28 protein-coding genes and 1 other annotated feature are annotated in these 24,494 nt (G+C 37.6%); of the genes, 23 read left to right on the top strand and 5 right to left on the bottom strand.

The features are described 5' to 3' along the window. Positions 1 to 299: 299 nt before the first annotated feature. On the bottom strand, positions 300 to 530 hold the full coding sequence (gene tlp, locus BMW36_RS13960; RefSeq protein WP_089742165.1) for a small acid-soluble spore protein Tlp: 231 nt from the start codon (positions 528 to 530) through the stop codon (positions 300 to 302). 141 nt (positions 531 to 671) lie between these two features. Between tlp and BMW36_RS13965 the strand changes: the two genes are divergently transcribed. Then, entirely contained in the window at positions 672 to 1,127 is a 456-nt protein-coding gene (locus BMW36_RS13965; RefSeq protein ID WP_089742167.1) for a GNAT family N-acetyltransferase, read from the top strand. A gap of 36 nt (positions 1,128 to 1,163) precedes the next feature. Here the strand turns inward: BMW36_RS13965 and BMW36_RS13970 are convergent, their stop codons facing one another. After that, positions 1,164 to 1,955 (bottom strand): class I SAM-dependent methyltransferase, encoded by a 792-nt coding sequence (locus BMW36_RS13970; protein WP_089742169.1) that lies wholly within the window; start codon positions 1,953 to 1,955, stop codon positions 1,164 to 1,166. 258 nt (positions 1,956 to 2,213) lie between these two features. Here BMW36_RS13970 and BMW36_RS13975 point away from each other — a divergent pair, with 258 nt between their 5' ends. The 4 genes from BMW36_RS13975 to BMW36_RS13990 all read left to right on the top strand — a co-directional run bounded on the left by BMW36_RS13975 (position 2,214) and on the right by BMW36_RS13990 (position 5,639). After that, positions 2,214 to 3,089, top strand: coding sequence for a protein kinase domain-containing protein (locus BMW36_RS13975; RefSeq protein WP_089742404.1), 876 nt, complete (start codon positions 2,214 to 2,216; stop codon positions 3,087 to 3,089). Beyond that, the gene (locus tag BMW36_RS13980) at positions 3,086 to 3,391 is read left to right on the top strand and encodes an NIPSNAP family protein (RefSeq protein ID WP_089742171.1); all 306 of its coding nucleotides are present in this window, start codon (positions 3,086 to 3,088) and stop codon (positions 3,389 to 3,391) included. The genes BMW36_RS13975 and BMW36_RS13980 overlap by 4 nt, the downstream gene beginning before the upstream one ends. 76 nt (positions 3,392 to 3,467) lie before the next feature. After that, on the top strand, positions 3,468 to 4,130 hold the full coding sequence (locus BMW36_RS13985; RefSeq protein WP_089742173.1) for a zinc dependent phospholipase C family protein: 663 nt from the start codon (positions 3,468 to 3,470) through the stop codon (positions 4,128 to 4,130). A gap of 33 nt (positions 4,131 to 4,163) precedes the next feature. Next, complete coding sequence (locus tag BMW36_RS13990) at positions 4,164 to 5,639, top strand: UDP-N-acetylmuramoyl-L-alanyl-D-glutamate--2,6-diaminopimelate ligase (protein ID WP_089742175.1); 1,476 nt, start codon at positions 4,164 to 4,166, stop codon at positions 5,637 to 5,639. A gap of 72 nt (positions 5,640 to 5,711) precedes the next feature. Here the strand turns inward: BMW36_RS13990 and BMW36_RS13995 are convergent, their stop codons facing one another. Next, entirely contained in the window at positions 5,712 to 6,224 is a 513-nt protein-coding gene (locus tag BMW36_RS13995) for a DUF3231 family protein (RefSeq protein WP_089742177.1), read from the bottom strand. Between the two features lie 171 nt (positions 6,225 to 6,395). Between BMW36_RS13995 and BMW36_RS14000 the strand changes: the two genes are divergently transcribed. The 14 genes from BMW36_RS14000 to BMW36_RS14065 all read left to right on the top strand — a co-directional run bounded on the left by BMW36_RS14000 (position 6,396) and on the right by BMW36_RS14065 (position 16,122). Then, positions 6,396 to 7,094 carry a YetF domain-containing protein gene (locus BMW36_RS14000; RefSeq protein ID WP_089742180.1) on the top strand — a complete coding sequence of 233 codons (699 nt, stop codon included), beginning with the start codon at positions 6,396 to 6,398 and terminating at the stop codon, positions 7,092 to 7,094. Positions 7,095 to 7,217: 123 nt separating this feature from the next. Beyond that, the gene (locus tag BMW36_RS14005; RefSeq protein ID WP_089742182.1) at positions 7,218 to 7,934 is read left to right on the top strand and encodes a YwaF family protein; all 717 of its coding nucleotides are present in this window, start codon (positions 7,218 to 7,220) and stop codon (positions 7,932 to 7,934) included. A gap of 53 nt (positions 7,935 to 7,987) precedes the next feature. After that, positions 7,988 to 8,695, top strand: a complete 708-nt coding sequence (locus BMW36_RS14010; protein ID WP_089742184.1) for a hypothetical protein — start codon at positions 7,988 to 7,990, stop codon at positions 8,693 to 8,695. Positions 8,696 to 8,783: 88 nt separating this feature from the next. Beyond that, positions 8,784 to 9,146 carry a hypothetical protein gene (locus BMW36_RS14015; protein ID WP_089742187.1) on the top strand — a complete coding sequence of 121 codons (363 nt, stop codon included), beginning with the start codon at positions 8,784 to 8,786 and terminating at the stop codon, positions 9,144 to 9,146. A gap of 39 nt (positions 9,147 to 9,185) precedes the next feature. Then, a complete protein-coding gene (locus tag BMW36_RS14020) occupies positions 9,186 to 9,794 on the top strand; it encodes a hypothetical protein (RefSeq protein WP_089742189.1) in 609 nt (202 codons plus the stop codon). Positions 9,795 to 9,919: 125 nt separating this feature from the next. Next, the gene (locus BMW36_RS14025; RefSeq protein WP_089742191.1) at positions 9,920 to 10,378 is read left to right on the top strand and encodes a GyrI-like domain-containing protein; all 459 of its coding nucleotides are present in this window, start codon (positions 9,920 to 9,922) and stop codon (positions 10,376 to 10,378) included. An 89-nt stretch (positions 10,379 to 10,467) separates the two neighbouring features. Continuing rightward, on the top strand, positions 10,468 to 11,277 hold the full coding sequence (locus tag BMW36_RS14030) for a multinuclear nonheme iron-dependent oxidase (protein ID WP_089742194.1): 810 nt from the start codon (positions 10,468 to 10,470) through the stop codon (positions 11,275 to 11,277). Positions 11,278 to 11,321: 44 nt separating this feature from the next. Then, the gene (locus BMW36_RS14035) at positions 11,322 to 12,113 is read left to right on the top strand and encodes a metallophosphoesterase (protein ID WP_175480474.1); all 792 of its coding nucleotides are present in this window, start codon (positions 11,322 to 11,324) and stop codon (positions 12,111 to 12,113) included. 28 nt (positions 12,114 to 12,141) lie between these two features. Next, the gene (locus BMW36_RS14040) at positions 12,142 to 12,648 is read left to right on the top strand and encodes a hypothetical protein (protein ID WP_089742199.1); all 507 of its coding nucleotides are present in this window, start codon (positions 12,142 to 12,144) and stop codon (positions 12,646 to 12,648) included. 92 nt (positions 12,649 to 12,740) lie between these two features. Then, positions 12,741 to 13,094 carry a P-loop nucleotide/nucleoside kinase family protein gene (locus BMW36_RS14045; protein ID WP_245711701.1) on the top strand — a complete coding sequence of 118 codons (354 nt, stop codon included), beginning with the start codon at positions 12,741 to 12,743 and terminating at the stop codon, positions 13,092 to 13,094. A gap of 206 nt (positions 13,095 to 13,300) precedes the next feature. Then, entirely contained in the window at positions 13,301 to 14,005 is a 705-nt protein-coding gene (locus BMW36_RS14050; protein WP_089742201.1) for a tubby C-terminal domain-like protein, read from the top strand. A gap of 125 nt (positions 14,006 to 14,130) precedes the next feature. Continuing rightward, entirely contained in the window at positions 14,131 to 14,934 is an 804-nt protein-coding gene (locus tag BMW36_RS14055) for a GNAT family N-acetyltransferase (RefSeq protein ID WP_245711692.1), read from the top strand. 77 nt (positions 14,935 to 15,011) lie between these two features. Beyond that, positions 15,012 to 15,230 carry a hypothetical protein gene (locus BMW36_RS14060; protein WP_089742204.1) on the top strand — a complete coding sequence of 73 codons (219 nt, stop codon included), beginning with the start codon at positions 15,012 to 15,014 and terminating at the stop codon, positions 15,228 to 15,230. Positions 15,231 to 15,249: 19 nt separating this feature from the next. Next, a complete protein-coding gene (locus BMW36_RS14065) occupies positions 15,250 to 16,122 on the top strand; it encodes a PhzF family phenazine biosynthesis isomerase (protein ID WP_089742207.1) in 873 nt (290 codons plus the stop codon). Positions 16,123 to 16,644: 522 nt separating this feature from the next. Here the strand turns inward: BMW36_RS14065 and BMW36_RS14070 are convergent. Beyond that, positions 16,645 to 17,145 carry a hypothetical protein gene (locus BMW36_RS14070; protein WP_089742209.1) on the bottom strand — a complete coding sequence of 167 codons (501 nt, stop codon included), beginning with the start codon at positions 17,143 to 17,145 and terminating at the stop codon, positions 16,645 to 16,647. A 155-nt stretch (positions 17,146 to 17,300) separates the two neighbouring features. Then, positions 17,301 to 18,173, bottom strand: coding sequence for a methyltransferase domain-containing protein (locus BMW36_RS14075; RefSeq protein ID WP_245711693.1), 873 nt, complete (start codon positions 18,171 to 18,173; stop codon positions 17,301 to 17,303). Then, positions 18,158 to 18,397 (bottom strand) — a binding site (T-box leader). Its footprint overlaps the gene before it by 16 nt. A gap of 286 nt (positions 18,398 to 18,683) precedes the next feature. On the opposite strand from BMW36_RS14075, the gene BMW36_RS14085 reads away from it, so the two are divergent. The 4 genes from BMW36_RS14085 to BMW36_RS14100 are packed head-to-tail and all read left to right on the top strand — an operon-like array spanning position 18,684 to position 24,493. After that, on the top strand, positions 18,684 to 21,059 hold the full coding sequence (locus BMW36_RS14085) for a hypothetical protein (protein ID WP_089742215.1): 2,376 nt from the start codon (positions 18,684 to 18,686) through the stop codon (positions 21,057 to 21,059). Continuing rightward, complete coding sequence (locus tag BMW36_RS14090) at positions 21,056 to 21,988, top strand: ABC transporter ATP-binding protein (RefSeq protein WP_089742217.1); 933 nt, start codon at positions 21,056 to 21,058, stop codon at positions 21,986 to 21,988. The genes BMW36_RS14085 and BMW36_RS14090 overlap by 4 nt, the downstream gene beginning before the upstream one ends. Next, positions 21,989 to 22,861: an ABC transporter permease gene (locus BMW36_RS14095; protein ID WP_089742220.1), complete on the top strand. Its 873-nt coding sequence runs from the start codon at positions 21,989 to 21,991 to the stop codon at positions 22,859 to 22,861. Positions 22,862 to 22,864: 3 nt separating this feature from the next. After that, positions 22,865 to 24,493 carry a coiled-coil domain-containing protein gene (locus tag BMW36_RS14100; RefSeq protein ID WP_089742222.1) on the top strand — a complete coding sequence of 543 codons (1,629 nt, stop codon included), beginning with the start codon at positions 22,865 to 22,867 and terminating at the stop codon, positions 24,491 to 24,493. Position 24,494: the final 1 nt, after the last annotated feature.

Here is a 24,494-nt window from a genome sequence, read left to right on the forward strand (position 1 = left end):
AAGTTGCAAGAAGGGAGCGGAAGTTGCAAGAAGAGAGTGAAAGCTGCAAATAGAGAGAGGAAAGTACATAAAGTAAAGAACAAAAATTAGCACGTCTGCTCGTCTTCTTAGGGTTTGTCTGTCAAATAAAGTGTGTAAGTTTGGATCACCCACTTATATATATTTGAGAACTCTATCCTTCAATCGGTCATCCATTAATAGCGGGTTATAGCTAGTGACCGGTTCGCACTGGAGGAAAGGCATATGGAATGCGCTAATTCCATACGCCTTTTTCAAAAAGATGGGGAGATAAAAATATACTACTGTTGCTGCTGGTCGTGTGCTTCGTCTTTGATTTCTGCTCTCATTCCGGCAATGGCTTCTTCTCTGCGACGGTTTTTAGCAATGATGTTTTCTTTTTCTTCGCCTGAAGCGAACTTCATTGTTTCATGTGCTGCTTCAATATTTTGAATGGTATCTTGTACTTTTTGTTGTAATTTTTCCACATTATCTGAACGGTCATCCGGGTTTGGCTGATTATGATTTACCATGTTCATTCCTCCTTGAACTGTGATCATTTTTATTATGGATAATGTGGTGGGAAATATGTATTCGATATTTTTTAGTAAAATAATGGTATAATTTTGATCAGGCCTTTACCTAGATTATAAAAAAAGCGGAGAGGGATAAAGATGAATATAGATTTTAAGAAAATCGATAAAAATAACTACAAAGAATGTTTTCATTTAAATGTAAAAAAGGAACAAAGCAATTTTGTTGCTCCTAACTGGTACTCGCTTCTTGAAGTTCATTATGAAGATGGAGAGAGGTATCCACTCGGTATCTACGATGGAGAAACGATGGTTGGGTTTTTAATGTATGTTTTCCATCCTGCTGATGAGGAATTCCCGAAGGATTCATGGTGGATTGAGCGGTTTATGATTGATGAGGCATATCAGAATAAAGGTTATGGAGCATCTGCATTAAGAAATTTTATCACTTTTTTTAAAAATAATTATAATGAAATGGGAATTCGTATATCAACAGAACCAACCAACAAAGTTGCCATCCATTTATATGAATCGGTTGGTTTCACAATGACTGGGGAAATGGTGGGGGATGAAGCTGTATTATATCTTGATTTATAATTCATTATAGAAAAGGAACAAATTTCTGTTCCTTTTTTAGTGAACTCTATAACAACCCACTACTAATTTACACTGAAGTGTTTCTTTCGTGTCCCTCTTTTCGGGTAAGTCATTCACCCAATTTTCGAGCTGAAAAATCAATTTCTCATAATCGGTATCAGGAATGTTCCAGAATTCTGCAAAAAGTCTGTCCTTAATTTCCTGCAGAGCTTGTCCGAAAGTGATTTCCTTATTCCATGCATAAACCGTTTTTAATTGTTCATAAGTAGAAAAGTTAATTAAGTATTCGTGTATTTCCGTCGGTGATTTTGCGCCGTAATAACGATCAATAAATCCCTCATTATCACAAAAATGGGCAAATTTCTTACGGACAGTATTACCAAATGCACCCTTATCCTGAATTAATATAATAAATCCTCCGGGCTTCAGAACTCTCACTAATTCATCGATAGCATTGCGCCATTTAGTGACATGCTGAAAGAGTTTTGAAACGACAACCATATGAAATGAATCATCTTTAAAAGGCAATGAGCTAACGTCTGCAACAATGAACTCCGCTTTATTCTGGCCAATACATTTTGCGCTGGCAATTTGCAGCATTGAATCTGATAGATCAACCCCTGTTACTTGATAACCTCGCTCGATTAATGGAATAGATAATTGTCCTGTTCCGCAACCTGCATCCAATATGCTGAAATTCCGGGAAAGAATTTGTGATTTTTCCAATTCATTATAGCAATCGTTCAATATATCGTTCGGTAAATTTCTAGTCTCATCGTATCTTTCAGCAATTGGTGAAAAATCTGCATTCAATTGTTGGCTGTTCATTTCAACTCCCCCTTTAAATTATTGTAACTATATTAACATAAAATTAGGATTATTTATTAATTTTTTCCAACAAATACTTAAGGAATGATGGTATAATTTTCAATAACATAGGCAAAAGGAGGCGATCTTTATGAGAAAAATGATGATCGATTTAGAAGGGGCAAAAAATTATTAAATGGGAAAACGTATCATTCCCCTGTAAACTGCGTAATTCCTGTTGATAAGGAGAATGATTAATTGGAAAAAATAAAAATTGATATGGTTGAATTCTATTTACAATCATCGCATGATTTTGAATGGTTAAAGCAAATGGGTGAAGTGTTTTGCGTTTTTGATCAGCAAGATTCAGGAAACATAAGTTTTGGTGTGCAGAAGGACGGACAAAAATATTTTGTTAAATATGCTGGAGCACAGCCAATGGAGTTTTCCGGAAATAAAGAAGATGCTGTTGACAGACTGATTCAGGCCGTTTCCGTATATGAGTCGTTAAAACATCCGCATTTAATAAAGTTATTAGACCATTTTTCAGTTAAAAACGGATATGTATTAGTGTTTGATTGGTTTGACGGGGAATGTTTACATTCACACTGGTCCTTTGGAGGGAAAGCGAAATACAATAATCCTATGTCACCGTATTACCGATTTAAGCGTTTGGATACTGAAAAAAGATTGAAGGCACTTGATGCAATTTATAATTTTCACAATCATGTGGAAGCAAATAAATATGTCGCTGTCGACTTTTATGATGGCAGTATTCTTTACAATTTTCAAAAAGATGAAATCAAACTGTGCGATATCGATTTTTACAGAAAAAAACCTGCAATTAATGATATTGGTACGTATTTTTGGGGATCTACCCGCCTCAAATCTCCTGAAGAGTATGAACTTGGTGCTCCAATTGATTCAAAAACGAATGTATTCAATCTTGGTGCAATGGCGTTTTGCTTACTTGGCGGTGAACTAGATCGTTCATTTTCTAAATGGGAAGCAAATCTTGGTTTGTATGAGGTCGCAATGAAAGCTGTAGAGGAAGACCGGATGAGAAGATATGCAACTGTTGAGGCTTTTTATGAAGCTTGGAAGTTTAAAAAGGAAGCGTTTACCAAAACGGTAGGGAAGGGCGTTAAGGAATGATATACAGAAGGAAAACCTATAAGATACTTCCCGAAAGATTAAACGAATTTAATCAGTTTTTCCATACTTATCTGTATCCGAATCAAAAGAGTCATGGAGTTAAATTAATTGGCAGATGGGTGAATGAAAATAAAGACGAAATAACAGCATTATGGGAGTATCAGGACAGAAGGCAATATGAAGAGATAGAGAACAGAATTAAAAAGACTGAACTGCACCTAAAAGCAAAACAAAGAAGAAAGGAACTGGGTGAGTTGTATCTGGAAAGCAAGCAGGATTTTCTCACTTCCACTATCTTTTAATGGCAAAGCAACTGGTTTCGGAAGAGACACGAAATAAATGATAACGCTTTAATAATATTTGGGAGGTGGAAAATGGATGGGCTCACGAATCATGCATTTGATTGTTGGAATGAGAGTAGCGGATTCTTTGGCAATCGAAAAGAAGGCACCCTTTTTGCTTGGAAATATTGCACCAGATGCTGTTTTTTCTCCTGAAGATAAAACTGCATCACACTTTTATGCAGGAGAAATCAAGGATTTTACCAGATATATTGACCATGAAGGATTTTTGAAGAAATATAGGACAGAAGCTATTAATAAGAATCAATATGTATTAGGATACTACTCCCATTTAATTACGGATAATATCTGGTTAAAAGGATTTAACCTGCCTTGGCTAAGGAACCGGATGGAGGCAGATGAAGCCTTGTATCAGTTATACCATCAGGATTTTCGTTTGTTGAACGGAAAGTTACTGGAATACTATCTTTTCACAGATGAATTAAGAAAGACGCTTAGCGATTCCCCTGAAATAATTGATCTGGATGAAGTTAAGTCTGCGGATGTTGTACAGTTCTTGCCATATGTATTAGGTGATATGGAATATGACCCAAAGAATTTAGATGAAGAGCTTAAGGTTTTCACATTTAACCAGATAGTCGGGTATATAGAGACAGCGGTAGAAGTAACATTATGGAAGATGGAGGAATTATTATCTGGGAAAGTAACTGGATGTAAGCATGTCACTTTTGAACAATAGTTATCATTACTGAAAAACAAGAGGTGATAGATATTGAAACTAAGGCAACTTGCGGAGCTTTTGCTTGTTAAATGTACAATGGGCAATATGGAAACAGAAATTACTGGCATACAAATGGACTCCAGAAAGATTGAAAAAGGTAATTTGTTCATTTGTGTTCCTGAAATTAAAGGGTTTCTAAAAGACCGCCATTCTTATGCGGAGGATGCAGTGAAGAATGGTGCAGTAGCCCTGGTTCTCGAACGAGATGTAGAAATTGATGTGCCGAAGATATTTGTTAATGATGCCCGATATGCGATGTCTATTATCTCTTCACACTTTTTCACGTATCCATCCAACGAGCTACAGCTTATAGGTATTACTGGAACGAATGGGAAAACAACAACATCTTATATCATTGAAAAAATCTTATCTGACTATGGTTACCAAACAGGTCTGATGGGTAATAATGGGGTGAAAATGAACGATAATTTATATCCGACAGATATTAATACCCAGGAATCGCCCATATTGCAAAAAAACTTACGGAAAATGAGTGATTCGCTTACAGATTATTGTGTAATGGAAGTTACATCTCAAGGCTTAGATATGAAAAGGGTGCTGGGATGCAACTTTAAAACTGCTATATTTACCAATCTTACTCAAGATCATCTGGACTACCATGGGACTTTTGAAAATTATAGAAATACCAAAGGACTGTTGTTTTCCAATCTCGGAAGCAGTTTTAATCACAATGAAAGGAAATTCGCTGTACTGAATGCAGATGATGCAACTTTTCATTATTTTAAGAAGGTTGCTGCAGCAGAAGTAATAACCTATGGAGTTAAAAGCAATGCTGATGTAATAGCAAGAAATATCAACATGACGTCCAACGGAACAAATTTTGATGTAACTTCATTTAAAGGGGACATCAACATGGATATTCAATTAGTCGGAATATTTAATGTGTACAATGCACTAGCAAGTATAACTGCTACACTGATTGAGGGCATTCCACTAACTTCTATTAAAGAGAGTCTCGCTTCCTTAACAAGTATTGATGGAAGAATGGAAATAGTGGATGAAGGTCAGGAATTTTCAATTCTAGTTGACTATGCTCATACCCCGGATGCATTAGAAAATGTCCTGAAGTCCATTATGGATTTTTCTAATGGTAGAGTTATTACTGTATTCGGATGTGGAGGCGATCGTGATAAGAAGAAAAGGTCTATTATGGGTCAAATTGCAAGTAGCTATAGTGACATAGTAATTGTTACCTCTGACAATCCACGATCTGAAGAGCCAACGAGTATTTTAAAAGATATAGAAAAAGGAATAAATCAAAGTAAGTTAATGGAGTATAAAATAATAGAAGATCGTGAAGAAGCTATATATGAGGCAGTAAAGACAGCTGCAAGGGATGATATTGTATTAATTGCTGGTAAGGGTCATGAAACATATCAAATACTGAATGATAAGACAATATATTTTGATGATAAAGAAATTGTTAAGAAGGCTATTTCAGGATAGTAGTATGTGGATGTTGATGTTTGAAATCGCGGAACAGTAAAAAGGAACAGAAAAATATCTGTTCCTTCTATATTAGCATTCTTCCGCATTATTATAATGCAATGGAGGAGGTATTAACCAGCCTTTTTCTTTGTTCAATCGAAGGACTTTTCCGCCCAATGTTGCTTTTGATGTATGAAACTGGCCGAACATCATTGCAATATCTTCACGAATCGATTGGCCCATAATTTGGCTGCATGCAACTAATCCAGCGGCAATCGATGCAGATAATGAAGCGGCTATTTCCGGATCGAGAAAACGTGCTCCTGCTGGAATGTCCTCTAAACGTGTATTAGGACGCTCAGCAGGGGTTGGAGGTAATCCAATTCCATTCTCTTTTAACAATGTTTCAATCTGCTTAATTTCCTGTTGGCTTCCATCAATTGCTTCCTGCAATAATTTTTTAAGATCGTCATCACCAGCATGGTTTAATTTCGTTTGGAATCCTGCCACCAATCCTTTAGCTGTGAGAAGATATGACCATGTTGCAAAAACTTCACCATAGTGCATTGGCTCATTTGCCGGATTTCCACTTAATACTCCCATAAAGACCCTCCTTACTGTTTCCTTAAATCTCATAAGATTACTCCTTGCCGAAGCGATATACATAGAGAGTATTTGTAGATTGATCAAAAATATTCATTACCCACTCTATTTCATAAATCCGAGATGTAACGAGCATACTAGGAGAAAAGAACGATTGGAGGTGGTGAGAAAATGACAATCCCTGAACTGCTCTTAAGAATAGTGATTGCCTTTGTTGTTCTCTTCGCACTTGCAAGAACAATGGGAAGAAAAGAAATTAGTCAGATGACTTTTTTTAATTTTGTTTCGGCAATCGCGATTGGTTCCATTACAGCCAATCTTGCTATTAGTCAAAACTTAAGTATCCGTAATGGAATAATTGCACTGGCTGGCTGGGCTGTCTTTACGATTGCGATGGGATTTATTGATATAAAATCAAAAAAAGCCCGTAAGTTAACAACCGGTGAGCCAATTATCGTCATCAAAGAAGGCAAAATTATGGAAAATTCACTGCGATCAACCAGACTAGATATGGATTCATTAAATGCATTGCTTCGTCAAAAGGGTGTATTTTCCCTGAAAGATGTAGATTATGCAGTATTCGAAACAAGCGGACAACTATCTGTTTTAAAGAAAATTGACAAACAACCTGCAACGAAAGGTGATTTGAATATACAACAAACTCCATCAGTTAATCCTTCAGCAACACAAGTAATAAGTGACGGGAATATCATTCTCAATAATCTCAAGCGGTTAAACCTTGATGATAACTGGTTAACCCAGCAGTTGGATAATAACGGAATTAATAATATTTCCGAAGTTTTTTATGCAGAGGTTCAAAAGGATGGTTCTTTGTATATCGACGTGAAAGACGACAATATGATTCATTAATCTGTGCTTTGATCTGATTGGATCAAAGCTTTTTTTTAATTGATTGAGGGATTATATGGAAAAGTAGTGAAGGTTTAGGTAAACTGAAAAGAAGGAAGTCTGATTCATGAAGGAGTTAGATATATGGAGCAGCTTATTAGTTTTAATCAGGCGGATTTTCCATTTCAGGCGTTCTCCCTTTCCCATCTGTTTATGATCCTGCTTACATTAGTGTTATTGGTTTTTATGTATTTCTTCAGGGATCCAATAAGGAAAAAATATAAGCGTCTGGTGAAATATAGTCTGATTGCTTTTTTGCTTTTAGGAGAGATCTTCTTTCATTTATGGTATTTGTTGCATGACAGGTGGGATGTGGTTATCAATTTACCTTTTCAACTATGTTCCATTTCACTGTATTTATGTACCATTATGTTACTGACAAGGAGTTACAGAGTTTTCGAAGTATCTTTCTTTGTAAGTATGACAGGTGCGTTTATAGCTATTCTGACACCAGAGCTTTTTTTCGGTTTTCCACATTTGCGATTTTTTCAATTTTTTCTTGCACATATCGCGATCGTTCTCGCATGTTTTTATATGATCTGGATTGAAGAATATAAACCATCATTTAGATCTGTAATTAAAGCATTTGTAGTTCTAAATATCATGGCGTTTTTTGTTTTTATCGTTAATAAAATGATCGGTTCCAACTATATGTTTCTAGCGAGAAAACCTAGCAATGCCAGTATCATAGATTTCCTGGGTCCTTATCCATGGTATATTCTTTCACTTGAAGTTATTGCATTTTCGATATTTCTTTTGTTATATTTTGTTTTCTTTAAAAGAAGGCGAACTGCTGTGTAGTGCTGTAACTTATTTCAGGGAAGGCCGACTAATGGTGTAAAAAGGTGGTTTTTATGAAAAGATTAGGGCTATTGCTGATAAGCTTCCTGTTACTGGCTGGATGCCAAATTTCTGGTGGAAACAACTCAGGCTCAACTCATTCCAATACAATTATTGACTGGGTGGATTTTCTCAAATGGGACGATCAGGAGTATAGCGGCATCCACTCTGCTGTCATTACTGATGAACAATTTATTGGAGAAAAAGTTGGAGAAGTACAGTTTAATGTGAATGAAAATGTCTCCAATCCTTCTTATCAGACGAGAAATGGCGATGCGGCATATCTTGATAAAGGAACGGATATTTATGAAGTGAAAGGTATATCCGGAATGTTAGCTGTACCATCGGATTACTCTATTAATGGGTATAAGCTTTATTATTCACAAAATTCCTTTGACTATCAATGGCATTTTGAAGACATAGTAATGGAGGAAGTGGAAAAGATTGAGATTTACCAGGAACAGAATAATGTAATAATTTCTAGTATTTCTAATGCCGAAAAGATGAATGAATTTCTGGATCTGCTAGTAAATAGTGAGAAGAATCCTGTCTATGAGCCAAAGACGAAAAATGGTGATCCGGATAGGTATTCAATGGTTTTTTATACAGGGGACGCGTTTGCTTATCAACAGTATTTAAGCTATGACGGAGAAAATTATTACTGGCATCCATGGGATACAGCAGTTGTTTCAGGAGACATCGCAGAGTTTTTAGGAAAGTGATTTTTTATAGATTGAGTGTTAAATATAATTGTTGTATGTGATCCCATTGTTTAGCAACTTATTCAGAAACGATAAGTGAGGGTTGAATATGAAAGCGATTAGCCAGGAAATCAAGGATTTGTCCATTAAATCGTTGGAGTCAACTTTTAATAAATTGACGAATGCTCATAAAAGTACGATAGAAAAAGGTTCAAACACAACTCTTGTCAAAAAGAGGCTAAATGCAGTGAAAATGGGTTTAGAAAGCTTAAAAGGCACTTGGAATGGAGAAGATTTTTGCTATAAAGAAGAGAGTGTACTGACTTCTATTGAAGTTCTGCAAGGTATCATTCCATCTATTGAAAAACAAATTTTAAAAGCAAAAGAAGGAAGTCCTCAAAAAACATTAAATGAGCGTCGCTTGACTGCACTAAAACTGGCCATTGAATCTTTGGAGAATCGTCTAAGGTAAGGCATTTCTTAAAAGTAGAAAATAGAGGATGATGAAAACTTGAGAAAAATTAATGCTGTTTTGCTGTTGATTATTTTTATCGTTATGGTAGGTTGTTCAGCACAGGAGAGGCATAAACCAACAATAAAGATTAGCAAAGATTCTGTTTATGAGCAGACTTTTAATGACTTAAATTTGGGAATTATATTTGACTTCGATTTTTACTTACCTGATGCGGATAAAAGCTGGATAACTGTTTGGGTGGAAAGATACAAAGATGGCGAAAAAATTCCCGAGCCTAAGCTGGAATTTTCCTTCAGTAACAGCCCGGATAAAGTGGAAGAAGGAAAAATGGGGTTAGGAATATTAGATGCAAATACGGAGGAATCCAGGCTGTTTTTTTATGCACCTGGTGTAAAATTCGGGCCTGAGGAGCTGAGCCTCCAAGCAAATAATAGGATGAACACATGGGATTACGCGATCGGGGAGGAGAAAACAGAGATAGAAATAGGAAAAGAAATCTTATTAGCAATTTATCGGGAAACAGAGGATAATTCAATGAGTAATACTGATTTAAAGGACGAGAAATCAATTGAGAGAATAATAGAGACAGGCGATACAGTAATGTTGTTAAAAATGATAGTGGAAAAAGAAAGCAGGAGTAATTAATAATGATTATCCTCATTGGATTATGTTCACCTTTTTTCGTGAAAACAGACTCTAAAATAGAGGATATACAGTGATTGTATCGAACATTTATTTATGTTGATATAAACGATTGGAGGATTTGTGAAATGAATACTGAAGTAGTTTTAAAAGAATTTAATTGCATTGGTATAAAAAATTCCTGCGCGTTTAAGGATTACCCAATTGAGATACCAAAGACATTTGACATCTTGCATAATAGACTTAATGAACTGCAGGATAAAGTTAAACAAACAGCAGCATTGTATGAACCTGGTGACAAGCCTGGAGCGGAAATAATAGGAACATATTATGCAACAGCAGTTGTTGATAATACAACAATTGTGCCTGAAGGTATGGCGCGCAAAATTATCCCTTCTCGTAAATATGCTCGTTTAACACATATAGGAGAAATGGCCACCATCGGAAAATCATATGACAAGATTAGTGCCTGGATTATTGAGAACGGATACAGTCATGACAGGGATTGGATTATTGAATTATATGGTGATAATTTTGATCCTGGTTCCCCTGACAGTGAGCTGGAAATCTATATTCCTGTTAAGTAAATTAGTTCAACTCACGGTGTGTTCGGTCATAATACATTAATTATGTGCAACATTTAATAGTTAAGGATACGTGATAATGGGGTGAAGCTTTGAAACTTGCTGTAAATTATTCATTGGAAATTGAAAGATTAGTCAGAGATTCTATGATTGAAATAGACATGTTTAAATGTCCGGATTTTAGCAAGGAATTGATTTATAGAGCAGAACAACTAAGGCCTTGTTATGTCCATTTTGGATTAAATGCCGGCAACTGTAAATTGAATAAAGTCGATTGGGAGAAGATAGAAGCTTTAAGAAAATATACGGCTACACCGTTTGTTAACGTACATGCCGTTGCCTATGTCAAAGATTATCCTGAAGTTGATATTTTCACAACAAATCCTTCCGAAATTAATCAAATCGTGCAAGCAACACTGGATGATTTGGGAGTGGTTATTGATAGATTTGGAGCAGAAAATATTATTATCGAGAATGTCATATGCAGAGGTATAAATGAAAATATGCTGAAGCCAATTATAGATCCGGAAATTTTAAGTAAAATTGTAAAAGAGACAGGCTGTGGATTATTGCTGGATACTGCCCATGCACAAATGACGTCAAAATGTCTCGGATTAAATGTTAGGGAATATATTTCTAGTCTCCCATTGGATAGGTTAAAGGAACTCCATATAACCGGGGTCCAACCAGATCAAAAGGGTCGATTAAGAGACAGCATGCCAATGAGTGAGGAAGATTGGGAGCTTGCTAAATGGGTAATTCAGCAAATAAAAACAGGTTACTGTCAGGAGCCATGGATCACTTCTCTAGAATATGGCGGAGTTGGCCCGAAGTTTGAATGGAGAACAGATGAAGAAGTTTTGGCTAAACAAGTACCTGTTTTATTTGATTTAATAAAATGAATGAAATTTATTGGTGCCAAAAACAATACTGGAGAGAAGAAATAATGACTATATTTTATTGGATCGTTTTTATAATAATTGGCTTCCTGATCATTCATACCAATTATGTAAAAGTTTCTATGCATTCTCTTTCATTTAATCTGTCTAATAAGGTAACAGCTATCCATATTTCTGATTTGCATGGGAAAACTCACTTCTTGAATGGCAGTTTATCAAAAATTATTTTAGAATATAAACCTGATATTGTTTTTATCACTGGGGACCTTACGAATCGTAAGAACCAGCTTACTTCGATAATTAACGAAGTGATAAAAATAAAAGATAGTGGAACGAAAATTTATTTCACACCAGGAAATTATGAAAGAGAAACCTTGAAAATGTTGCGTAAAAGAAGCATTCAGAGTAAAGAATATATGGATAACAGAGAAAGTTTAGAACAGTATATGACCGTTTTGGAAAATAAGGGGGATTTAATTAATTTAAATAATGTTACCTTATCGGTATATGGATTCGATAATTCTGTCTACGGAAATGAGAAATACACTGATAATCCATTATCAAGTAGTGATCTAACCTTTTATCTAGCTCATTCACCTAATATTATTACTTATCTTAAAAATCATAATTTGAAATTTAACCTTTTGCTGACTGGTCATACACATGGCGGACAAGTGAGATTATTTAATAAAACAGTTGGTTCCTATAAACAATTCCATATCGGGTTACGGAAACTAAATAATAATCAATACTTTTTCATCACAAGGGGGATAGGCACAGTAAAAATCCCGGTACGCATCAATTGTTATCCGGAGATAGCGGTTTTTTATCTGAATTAACGTGAGAATAGAATGTTAGGAGAGTTGTATGAAAGTAAGTAATGTTCTAGTTGCAGTATTATTCCTTTCATTTTTAGTTGGCTGCAATGTACTGAATGAAAAGGAAGTATATGTAGGAGATGATTTGGAAATCGGAGTGATAGGGAAAATTCCGGAGGTTAGAGAAAATAACATAGCTTTTAGTACCGTTACTTTTTCAGATTTAGAGAAGAAGTCTGTTCTGCAAAAACTTGACGCCATATTTATTATGGAAGAATTTCTTCCCGAAGCTTCTCTTGAAAAAAATGTGAAGAAATATAAAGAAACAGAGATTCCGTATTTTTTCATCGGTACAAAAAAGTCTTATGTGCCTTTCACCAATGAAGATATAGGTTATGATGAAATCCCTGATATAGAAATAGAATACGCTGCAGGCTTTTATTCCTCCGACAAAAGTAGAATGTGGGGATTTAGCCTGAACAATTATGAAGAGACTGAGTCGAATATTAAGGATATTTATACAGAAATATTTGAGGTTATTGTTAACGATATATAGGTGATTTTACCATAGTAAGTTAATGTGGAAATAGAGAGTGATTAGTAATTGACAAGGGGGAGATCAAACTGAAAAAGCATACGGTCTACATTATTTCCGGTCCGGCTGGTGTTGGGAAAACAACTACATCGCTCGAACTTTGCAAAAAGCTGCCGTTTAGTGCCTATATTTCCGGTGATGATGTATCGCATATGCATAAAAGTGGCCGGCAGAAACCGTGGGAGAGTCAAGCGGAAATCTCACTAATATGGGATAACATTTTAAGTTTAACTAGAAATTTTCTTAAGTACGGGAATGACGTGGTGGTTGACTATGTGACATTTCCGACTGAAGCAAAATGGATGTATGAGCATCTGCTCGATTTACATATTAACGTTCAATATGTGGTTCTATGGACAAACAAGGAGACATTGTTGAAAAGAGACAGCATGAGAAAAGAAGAATAGCAAATGGGGGAGAGGTGCATAATCCTCGCTGACGAATTTATGGAGTCTGGTATAGATAAGCAATATATCCTTGAGAATAGTGAAATGTCAGTTAAGGAGATTATTAGTGAAATCATTGATAATGAAAGGTTCAGCCTAACAGTGTCCTAGAATTAGTTGAAACATTTCAAAGGAAAACTTCGTATGTATTATAGAGGTGAAATGGAATGATACATTTAAACTTACTCTTTATTTTAATCCTGCTCACATTGCTTGCTCGTTATCTCGTTTTCGATGCATTTGAGCCCGAAATCTTTGCGATGACTTTTCTATTTCCGATCGCATCTATCATTTTGTTAGTCGTCTGTAAAAGATTTGCAGTAAAAGAACGGGAATATCAGCCTGATGGAATTACAGGCTGGTCATTTTATAATGTGCAAAAAATGCTGCTGATTCAAAAGCCGCTGTTTAAAGGAACGGAAAAGAGGGGCTATATTGACCGGTATTTTGAGAAGAAATGGCAATATGCAGTTAGCGACATTTTCGGTTCAAACTGGTATCTGTCAATGAAAGTTCAAATTGATGGGGATGCTTTTGAAGTACGCTGGTATCGGCAAAAGTGGTTTACACAGCAGGAACGATGGAGGATTTACAAAAATGACGAGCATGTGGGAGAAGCGAGGACACTTATCAATCTGAAAAATACGGCAAAATTAAAAGAGGCACTTGAGGTGAGATTTGGTGAGCAATCGTATATTTCTTCTGCTTCGACTGTTACCTCGACAATAAATCTGACTCACAATGAAGAGTCAGTCGGTTCATTGAAACGTAATCATCTAGTGAGCGGAATTCAAGTTATCGATACAAAAGAAGACAAGCCGGAATACATACTCGCATTAATTTTGCATTCCTACTATTTTAAAAGCAAGTAAAAGACAATCACAAATATACGATTGTCTTTTTTGTATACAATTTTATTGGAATATTATGTTAGAATAGGATGTAATTAGACAAAAAAAGAGTCATTCACAAAATAACTGATAGGGAGGTGTTAGCGGTGGTTGTGACTAAAATACTGGCAGAAAAACTTGAAAAGTCGGAAATTGATTTACTGACCTCCCGGCTTACGTCCATCAAAAAGATGGAAGGTAATCCGATGGGGGTGGAGGTCAAGTTATTTGGCAATGCTTCAGCCTTTTCTGTTAAAAACATCCCAGGTCCTTCCTTCAATACTGTTAAAGGATTACAAGCAGGTGATGAACCCTTTATAGAGCAAATTATCGACTTTTATAAACAAAAAGAGATTCCGGTCCGGTTTGAGATATCACCAGCTAATGCTTCTCCAGAATTGTTTACATACTTGCATCGATCAGGCTGTTATCAGCTGGGGTTTCATACGGTTTTGTATAAAACAAACTACTGTGATCGAATAGAAGAAATGAATTCGAAAATCTCCATTCGTGAATTAAGAGAAAATGAGTTTGATATTTTTGCGGAGATTTATACGAAGGGGTTTGCAATGCCTGCATTTTTGAAAAGTGGAGTGGCACAGAATAATCAGGTCCTTTACAACAGTGACTGCTGGACTTTTTATCTTGCCTTTATTGAAAACGAACCTTCCGGCATTGGAGTTATGTTCAGAAAAGAAGGTATTGCTTCGCTTGCAGCTGCTACAACTTTACCTGAGTTTAGGCAAAGAGGAGTTCAGAGCTCATTAATTAGAAAGCGTATGATTCAGGCTTTTAGTGAAAATTGTCATTTAATCACAGGGCAGGCACAATTCGGCTCTGTCAGTCAGAACAATATGGAAAGAGCTGGTATGAAAATTGCCTATACAAAGGCGATATGGGGAAAAGGTTAGGGGACTTTTCCTAATGGTAATCCTTTGAAAGATGCAAGTTCTTATAAAGATTATTAAGACTAACGGAGTGTTTTTACATGGAGAAGAATACAGAAACTCAAATATTAAATGAATTGAAAATGGTAAACCAGAAATTAAATGAAATGAACTGGAAACTGGATGATATCGATAGTGAAAGCAGAACTTCCTTATGGAATATTTTCCGCTCTTTGTTAATTGGAATTCTGCTTGTGGGGCCCTGTATTGCAATTGCGATAGGGCTTTTACAGATTGTTTACACCTGGATTTTTAAATGAAATATAAGGAGAGCGGGAGATGAATCGAATAAAAGTATATCATTATGACGCATTTAGCAGTATCCCGGATAAAGGGAATCCTGCCGGGGTAGTTTTAAATGGCGATGAATTAACAGAAGATGACATGCAAAGGGTGGCATTTAAGGTGGGTTTTAATGAGACTGCTTTTGTTGTGAAGTCAGAAACAGCTGATTTGAGAATCCGCTTTTTTACACCAGGTCATGAAATGAATTTATGCGGGCATGCGACGATGGCTACTGTTTATGCATTAAAAATGCTAGGCCTGCTCGGCAATAAGGAAACTCTCCAAATAGAAACAAAGGCAGGGATTCTGCCAGTAACCATTAAAATGTCTGAGGATGGTCCGAGGATTACTATGAAACAAGCTTCTCCCAAATTTAAGCCATTTAATGGGTCATTAAAGGATTTAGCGAGGTCGATTGGGTTAACGGAAAATGATCTTGATCATAATCTGCCAGTTGTTTATGGAAGTACAGGTACATGGACATTATTAATTCCGATAAAGAAATTAAGCTCTTTTCAGAAAATGAAACCGCACAATAAGGATTTTCCCGATATTTTAAAAGAAATGCCGAAAGCATCGGTGCATCCATTTTGTCAGGAAACTTTTGATGCAGAAGCGGATATGCATGCCCGGCACTTTTCTTCACCCTATTCCGGTACAGTGGAGGATGCGGTGACAGGGACTGCTTCCGGCGTAATGGGGGCATATTATGCAACATACATCCAGGAAATTAGTGATTCTATTCATCTAACTGTGGAACAGGGACAGGAAATTGCGAGAGATGGACGGGTTTCTGTTAAAGTAACTAGAGTGAAGAATACGATGGATGTGGAGATTACCGGCAGTGCGATTTTTGTAAAAGAATGATGGGTGGGAGGAGGTGATCGTGATGAGCAGTTATAATATTTTCGGGATAATTGTCTTGATGATTGTAATTCATGAAACTTATCGGGCGAAAATCGGGAGTGGTGTGAGAAGATTATTCAGTTGGTGATTTGACCGCTGAGTTAACCTTTATCATGCTAACATAAATTAGAGGTCGCGTAGCGGAGGGGGGGCGTTGCAGCATTAGAACTGCTCCGAATGCCATGAGAACAATTATTTTAGATGCGAAGAAATTCAGAGCCCATGCGAAAGTCATGGCTCTTAATTTTTCAGACACGAAGTCATTCAGAGCCCGTGCGAAAGCCATGGCTCTCATTTTTTAGAACGCGAAGTCATTCAGCGCCGGTGCGAAAGCCATGGCTCTCATTTTTTAAAACGCGAAGTCATTCAGCGCCCGTCCAAAAGTCCATAAGCTCCAATTTCTCCGTCAGAACTTCCGCTCTCTGCGTTATTTTTCAACTCGCACTGTTTCCACAACAGTCTGTACACAGTAATATAGTAAATTTATTCTTCATTTTCCAAATCGTCTATTATCCACGGAGTCGAATGTGGTGCGTCGAAGCTTTCAACTGTTAGGATATATTCATCCTTCAGAACTGATACGTCAAAATCAATGTTAAGGGTTATTTCGTCATTAGGTTCCAGGTTACGGTCAGCAGGATTCTTGTTGTCAGAAATTGTACCTTTATAAGTAACATCCTCACTTTTATCGTTGAGGATATAAGCTAAGCTTTCTGCGTTAAGCGGTGAATCTCCGACACTTTTGACAGAGATTATGGAAGAAACAGTCTGCCGGTCTGCATATGCTTCATGGACTGTCACTACTTTATTTCCATCCTTGTAACCTTCTCCATAATGTAAAACTTGGGGAAGATTCATATAATAACTCTCTTGCTCTGTATGATGACTTTCCTTATTATCCTTAGCCGTTTCTTCCTGGTTACAAGCTGTTAATAAGCCAACAATGAAAAATACACTTACAATTAAATATTTTGTATTTCCCACAAACAAAACTCCTTTTAAAAGCTGAATTCATTTCACTTGTAAATTATAACATTTTCCATAAATTGGTATATATAATTTGTTAGCTAATGCCTAATGTGTAATCAATTTTATATAAAACAGAAGAAGGCGCGTAATGAAACGCCCTTCTTCCACTATTACCTAACACCACTCACTGCCAGTAAATACATCTCCATCGATTCAGCTGTTGTCTGGATCCACTCCCGGTATTCTTTCACGGCAAGTGCTCTCTCTTTTTCCGAAACATATCCGTCTTTCACTAATTGATGTCCTCTTGAATCGGCCACTTTTGCCCAAATGTCGATTTTTTGCTGGAAGTCGGGGTCGCTTTTTGAGACAGTTTCGTGCTGGACGGAGATTTCGACATCCGTAAGCCCGTTAGCTAAAAACATATCAGCGAGATGATCAGCGATTGCATTATCCATCCCGGCCTCTGCCCGCCACTTCAGAAAAGCTCTATAGAAATGCTGCATGCTTTCAGGGGGCGCAGGATTCCATATTACTTTTTCGTGATTATAATCTAGTACGACAACATTGCCGCCGGTTTTCGTTGCTCTTACCATTTTTTTAAGTGCCGTTTCCGGTTCACTGAGCCACTGTAATACTCTTGCCGCTGTGACGACGTCGAATTGGTTCTCATAATCGAGTTTATATATATCTTTAGCTTCAAATCTCAGATTCTCTATCGCAGCAAATTGATCATTTGCTGTTTCCATAAATTGCTGATTTTCATCAATGCCGATCACCTGACCTGGAGCTACTTCTTCGGCAATGCCGGCTGTTATGGCACCAGTTCCACAGCCGATATCCAGAACGCTTTTACCTTTTTCCAAAAAATCTGCTAATCGCTTGTGCGCATTTTGTAAGGAGCGGCAGCTGATAATGGACGACGTTCCTTCAGGCATGTGTGCCCGGTTTCGAGCTTCTTTATCTTTTTCCATGAAAAACACCACCTTATTATTTTTAAAAATAAAAAACCCCGCCTCTATATAAAAATAGAGACGAGGCATTGCTCGCGGTACCACTCTAATTGATTACTGGAATATCAGTAATCCGCTCATTTTCGGCGGCCATCACCACCTATCTTCATAACGGGAGAAATCCGTCTTCCCTTACTATAATATTCAGGGAGCTGCTCTTGGATGAGTTCAAAGGAAATAACTGCCGATTTCCACCAGCCATCGGCTCTCTTGAAGATTATCCACCTTCTACTAATTCCAATCTTTGCATTATTTGTATTTAATTACGAAATATCATATATCAGTGTAGGGATAATGTCAATAACATTTTTTAAAGTTGATAGTACACTTTATGCATTAATTTTTTAAATTATGAACCTGGAAGCCTAATAGTTATTCTTTAGTGAACTTTCTAAATTGTGTAAAATAAATAGGCATATTATGTTACCATTAATTAGGAATACTTGACTAGCCAAAATTCACCTTGAGCTAAAAAAATTAATAAATTTAGAAACTATTTCATCTTTATTATCGTCAGTAAGAATAGGAAGGGGGAAAATAATGAAAAAACATACAGCAATTTTCATTGGTTTTTTTGTAATAATATTTACAATTTTAAGCTTAGGCGATCCTTATACTGTGCATGCTGATGAGCAGGACAGACTGGAAATAAAAGTTGAGGCCGGTTTAAATGGAATGGCAAAGGAAGAAAGAGGATATCCTGTAACATTAACAATTACGAATGATAAAGAGGATTTTTCAGGAGATCTTGTGATTACATTACCAATCGGGAACAAAATAGTGCCGGTAGACATAGCATCAGGAACAACGAAGACGATTTCTTTCTCGATGCAAGCTACTCAGGATTTAAACGCATATGGATATAACCAAAACCAGAATGAGCAAGTGTTTCGCTTATTTGAAGGTGATTGGGAAAGTGGCAATGAGGTGAAGATTGACTCAAGCTTAACCGTAACTCCGACATATATTCAGCCAAATCAAATGGTGATCGGGGTGCTTTCTGATCAGCCGGATAGCTTAAACTACATAAAATTAACGTCATTTAATGGGAACAACCCGGAAGTTATTAATTTGGAGGCAGCTGATATACCAGAGGATGCACTTGGATTAGATGTCCTTGATCTGCTTGTAATTAATGATTTCGCTGTTGCTCAGCTTCCGGAACAAATTCAGGAGTCGATTAAACGATGGGTGCGAGATGGCGGAACCATTGTAACAGGCAGTGAACCTGGGTTAGACCAGCAGTTTGGTACACTTGCGGAGCTGCTGCCATTGACCGTTTCGGGAAAAGAGACGGTGCAAGAACTCGAGGGATTTGAAGAGCCGTTTCAGGCAAATAATCTCGAACTGTTTACGGGGGAAGTCGATCAGGAAGCGGTTGTTTTGTATAAAGAGGACGCCATTCCTCTTGTTGTGAACAAAAGCTATGGAAAGGGAGCTGTGACTCAGCTGGCTTTTGATTTAGGACATCCGGCACTTGCTGACTGGAAAGGCAATGATGAGGTATGGACATCCATTGGTAATGAAAATGGTAATATAATTGCCAGTATGAATGGGTATGGAATGAATACGTTTAGCAGATTAGCAGATATGTCAAAGTCTTTTCCAACATTGGCAAACTTTAAAATTTCCACACTCTCTATATTATTTGCCGCCTATTTGTTGATTATACTACCTGTCCTTTACTTTATATTAAAACGGATCGACAAGCGGGAGTGGGCATGGCTTGTCATCCCGGGGTTAGCGATTATTTTAAGCATTGGATTATATACCTTAGGAGCAAAAGACCGAGGCGGTGCGATAAAAACAAATATGATTTCTGTCATTTCTGTGAATGAACAAGGAATTGGCAGTGGGGAAGGAGCAGTATCCCTGTTATCAAAAGAATCCGGTTCCTACACTTTAACAATGAACAGTGAATATAATCCATTCCCTGCAGAAGATCTGTACGGACCTCAAAGGTTATATTCTGAGCTGCCGTTTCTGGAGGAAGACGGGAACGAAACAAACGTCCATTATCAGCAAGTGGAGTTCTGGTCACCAAGGAGTGCGGCGGTTAATCATCCAGTAAAAGAATATGGACAATTCACATCAAATCTTTCACTGACGAATGAACAGATTTCCGGGCAAATTACGAATGAGTTTGATTATGACTTCGAGGATGTCTATTTGATCAGTGGAAATAGCTATCATGAAATTGGAGAAATAGCTGCAGGAGAGTCCAAAGAGATTAGCTTTGATAAAAAGAATAATTCTTTCTTTGAACAACCGACAGAACAGGTTGCTTATCAGATATTTGGAAACCAAGGCTACTCACCATCACAGAATGTGGAACAGATCAAGGCCGAACTTTTGTCAATGGCGCTTAGAAACGAGATTGATAGAAGTGTGAATAAACCGTTACTGATCGGTTTTACCAGTGACTCACTTTATCCGGTAACGGTTAATGGAGAGGAGACTGTTCAAAATAATCGACATCTGTTTATTCAACCGACTGAGGTTCAATTACCTTCAGATGAAACTAGTACACTATCTACGGAAATCAGATTGCCGGAAGTATCGGTTAATGACGGACGGATCTATCATAATGGCATCGGAATGGGGGAACCGTACCTTGACCTGAGTGCCGGGTCATATTTATTAACATATGAACTTCCAGAGTCACTAATTGAGCGTTCTTTTCAGTTGGAGAAACTATCGTTCAGTCAGCTGAATCAGCAAACTGGCTTCACTTTTTCATTATATAATGTGCAAAGTGATACTTTTGAGGAGATCGACCAGACTCAAGCATCGTTTAATGAAAATGCTCACGAAAAATATATGAAGGATAATTCCATTGTGTTACGGATCAGTTCTGTTGCAGAGAGTGGCATAGAGGTTCCCGCTGTAACTATTGAAGGAGTGATAAACCCATGATTGAAATCGTGAATCTAACAAAACACTATGGTTCATTTACGGCACTGGACCATTTAAATTTAAGCATAGAAAAAGGGACGGTATTTGGGTTTGTTGGTCCAAACGGTGCGGGGAAATCAACGACTTTTTCCATCTTGGCTACACTTCTGGCACCGAGTGAAGGAACGGCATATATCAACGGGATTGATGTAACAAAAGATCCAAAGCAGGTTCGAAAATTGATCGGATATGTACCGGACTTTTTCGGTGTTTATGACAAGTTTAAAGTACACGAGTATTTGGATTTTTATGGAGCTAGTTATGGAATTCCAAATGAAGAAAGAAAAGCGGTAATTCCGCAATTATTGGAGCTTGTCAATTTGACAGATAAAACAGATTCCTATGTTGACCTGTTATCGCGAGGCATGAAGCAGCGCCTTTGTTTAGCCAGGGCTTTAATCCATGATCCGGAACTTTTAATACTGGATGAGCCTGCTTCCGGGTTAGACCCTCGTGCGAGAGTAGAAATGCGGGGAATTTTACGAGAGTTGAAAAATATGGATAAGACCATTATCATCTCTTCACATATTCTTCCCGAGCTCTCAGAGATTTGTGACGAATTAGGTGTAATAGAAAACGGACAGCTGATTGCACACGGCAATGTTCGTCAGATTGAAAATCAGCTGCAGGCTCAGAAAGTTTTACAGGTGAAGGTGACAGAAAATATAGAGCATGCTGTATCATTTTTTGAAGATGATCCGAATGTACTTGAGATTACCCGGGATGAGCAAGATGACATGCTGTTACAGTTATCCTATCAAGGTACGGAAGAAGATCAGGTTGCACTGTTGAAAAAAGCGGTTGAACATGGATTAGCCATTTTAACACTTTCACAAAAACAAACGAATCTGGAAGACATCTTTATGGAAATAACGAAAGGAGACGAGTAAATGAGCCGGTTACAATCACTATTGATAAACCCTGTTTTAAATAAAGAAATAAAATTAAGGTTCCGGTCATTTAAGAATTTCCTTGGTATCTTTTTATTTCTCGCTATTTGCGGGGCAGTATGCCTTGCCTTTATTTATACAGAAACACAGTTTTCTTATGATGGTTTTACAGCAGAAGACAGTAAAAATTTATTTTTACTGCTTTCGATGGGACAGCTTGGTTTAATTGTCTTTATTACGCCAGGTTTGACAGCGGGAGCCATTAGCGGGGAACGAGAGAAGCAGACATTGAACATTATGTTGACAACCCAGCAGTCATCAACATCAATCATATTGAGTAAACTGTTTTCCTCGTTGCTATACCTGATTCTAATGTTGGTCGCTTCCTTACCATTGTACAGTATCGTATTTCTTTATGGCGGTGTCTCGCCGCAGACGGTACTGATCATGTTTGGTTACTTATTTTTAACGATGCTGGCAATCGGCAGTATTGGGATCATGTTTTCCACGTTAATTAAGCGGACGATCATTTCAACGATTACTACATATGGAACGATGCTGTTTTTAGTTGTTGGGACGGTCATTTTATTTTTAATCATCATCCGGTTAATTGTCGGCTTTTCACAAGGAACAACAGGAGGCCCGCAAAGTACGGATCATATTTTGCCATATATTGTACTGGTTCTTAATCCGGCCGTTTCGATGCTTTTTTCATTAGAAACGAATAGCCTGGTGTATGAATTTCAGCAGATAGGAGTTGACTGGCCGTTTTGGGTAGGCTTCACTATCGCTTATGGTGCGATTACGTTGATTACCTTACTGATTGCGATTAAAAAATTACGTCCAAGCATGAGGCGAAAAAAGAAGGGATAATTGATGAACGAGAAGGATCATTTTTTTCAGTTACTGAAAGAAGTAAGAAGGAAATTATGGTTGCAGACATCCATTCATATATTGTACATTGCCCTTCTGACAGGTGCAGCAATTAGCTTGCTTTGGGTTTTGACGAGCCGGTTTTTTATCATACCATTTTTAGGGATGAAAATGGGGCTAACCATCGGCGCAGTCTTTGTTGGCTTTGTGGTGTTCCTTTTCTGGCAAAGACCGGGCAATTTGAAAGCCGTTCGTAAATTTGATCAGCAGGGCTTAGAAGACCGTGTAATAACTTCCTATCACTTTATGGAAGAGACATCGGAAATTGCCAGCCTGCAAAGAAAAGATACACTAAATAAAATGAGAATAATCCTGCCTGTGATTAAAGCGGAAAAGCTCCCGGTTTTACAATGGAAGAAGTTAGCAGTTACAGGCGGTCTGCTGCTTTTTTCCTATCTTGGTATGATGTTTCCGAATGATGTGATGGAGGCTGCCAAAGACAAGGAAATAGAGCAGGAAATAGTGAAAGAGAACAAAGAAAAGATCGAGAAGTTTACAGAAAAGCATAAAGAAAATGCGGGTAAGGAAGCGGAAGAGAAGCTAACAGATCTTCTGGATGAAGTGAAAAAGGAAAATAAGGCTGAGGAAATGACGGAAGACCTCGTTCGGGCGGAAAAACAGCTGAATGAATTGAAGGAGCAGTCAGAAAAAAGCAAAAAGCAATTAAATGAGCTTTCAGAGAAATTGCAAACAGAAGGATTAAATAGTCTGGCTAACGCGTTGAATCAAATGAATCAAGCGGACATTACCGAACAAATGAATGAACTAAAAGATCAATTAGATGAGCTAAGTGAAGAAGATTTGAAGTCATTACAGGAAAAGTTACAGTCAGCAGCAGAAACTTTGGAAATGGATAATGAGGGGTTAGCTGATGGAGAATTAACGGAGGAACAGTTGGAAGAGCTAATGGCCAAACTGGAAAAACAAATGAAGGAGCTTTTAGCAGCCGCAGAAAATGGAGAAGCACTCGCAAATGCACAAACTGATTTACAGCAGTTAGCCAAAAGTATGGGTGAACAAATGGCAGCAGCCGGACTTGGTACTCCTGGCTCACTCGCACTTTCCAATGGTAACCCGTCAGGAAACAGCGCCGGATCAGGTGGAGAGACTTCAGGTAATGGGGGATCTGGTTCCACATCAGGAAGCGGAAGTCAGTCACAGTCAGGTAATGGGAATGGCTCTGGATCAGGCAGCGGGTCAGGCTCCGGGAGTGGAAGTGGCTCTGGCAACGGTTCTGGTTCAGGAAGTGGAAGCGGAACAGGTTCAGGAACAGGTACTGGTAATGGGGCTGGTTTAGGTGCAGGCAGCCATGAACTGTCTGTTCCTCAAAAACTTGAAGGTCAGGAAAATCAGGAAATCGATCAAGGTGAACTAGGTTCCGGTGAAAGTGAACAGCAAATATCTCCAAATGCCCCGATTCTGCCTGGTGAAGTCCGTTCCTATGGTGAAGTGTTTGGACACTATGAAGATACTTATCGTCAAGCGATGGAACGAAATGATTATCCAGACCATTTACAGCAAATAATCAAGGAATACTTTTCTGATATAAAGCCATCGGAGGGAGCGAATTAGT

Source organism: Gracilibacillus ureilyticus (assembly GCF_900111195.1).
GTDB classification, from domain to species: domain Bacteria; phylum Bacillota; class Bacilli; order Bacillales; family Amphibacillaceae; genus Gracilibacillus; species Gracilibacillus ureilyticus.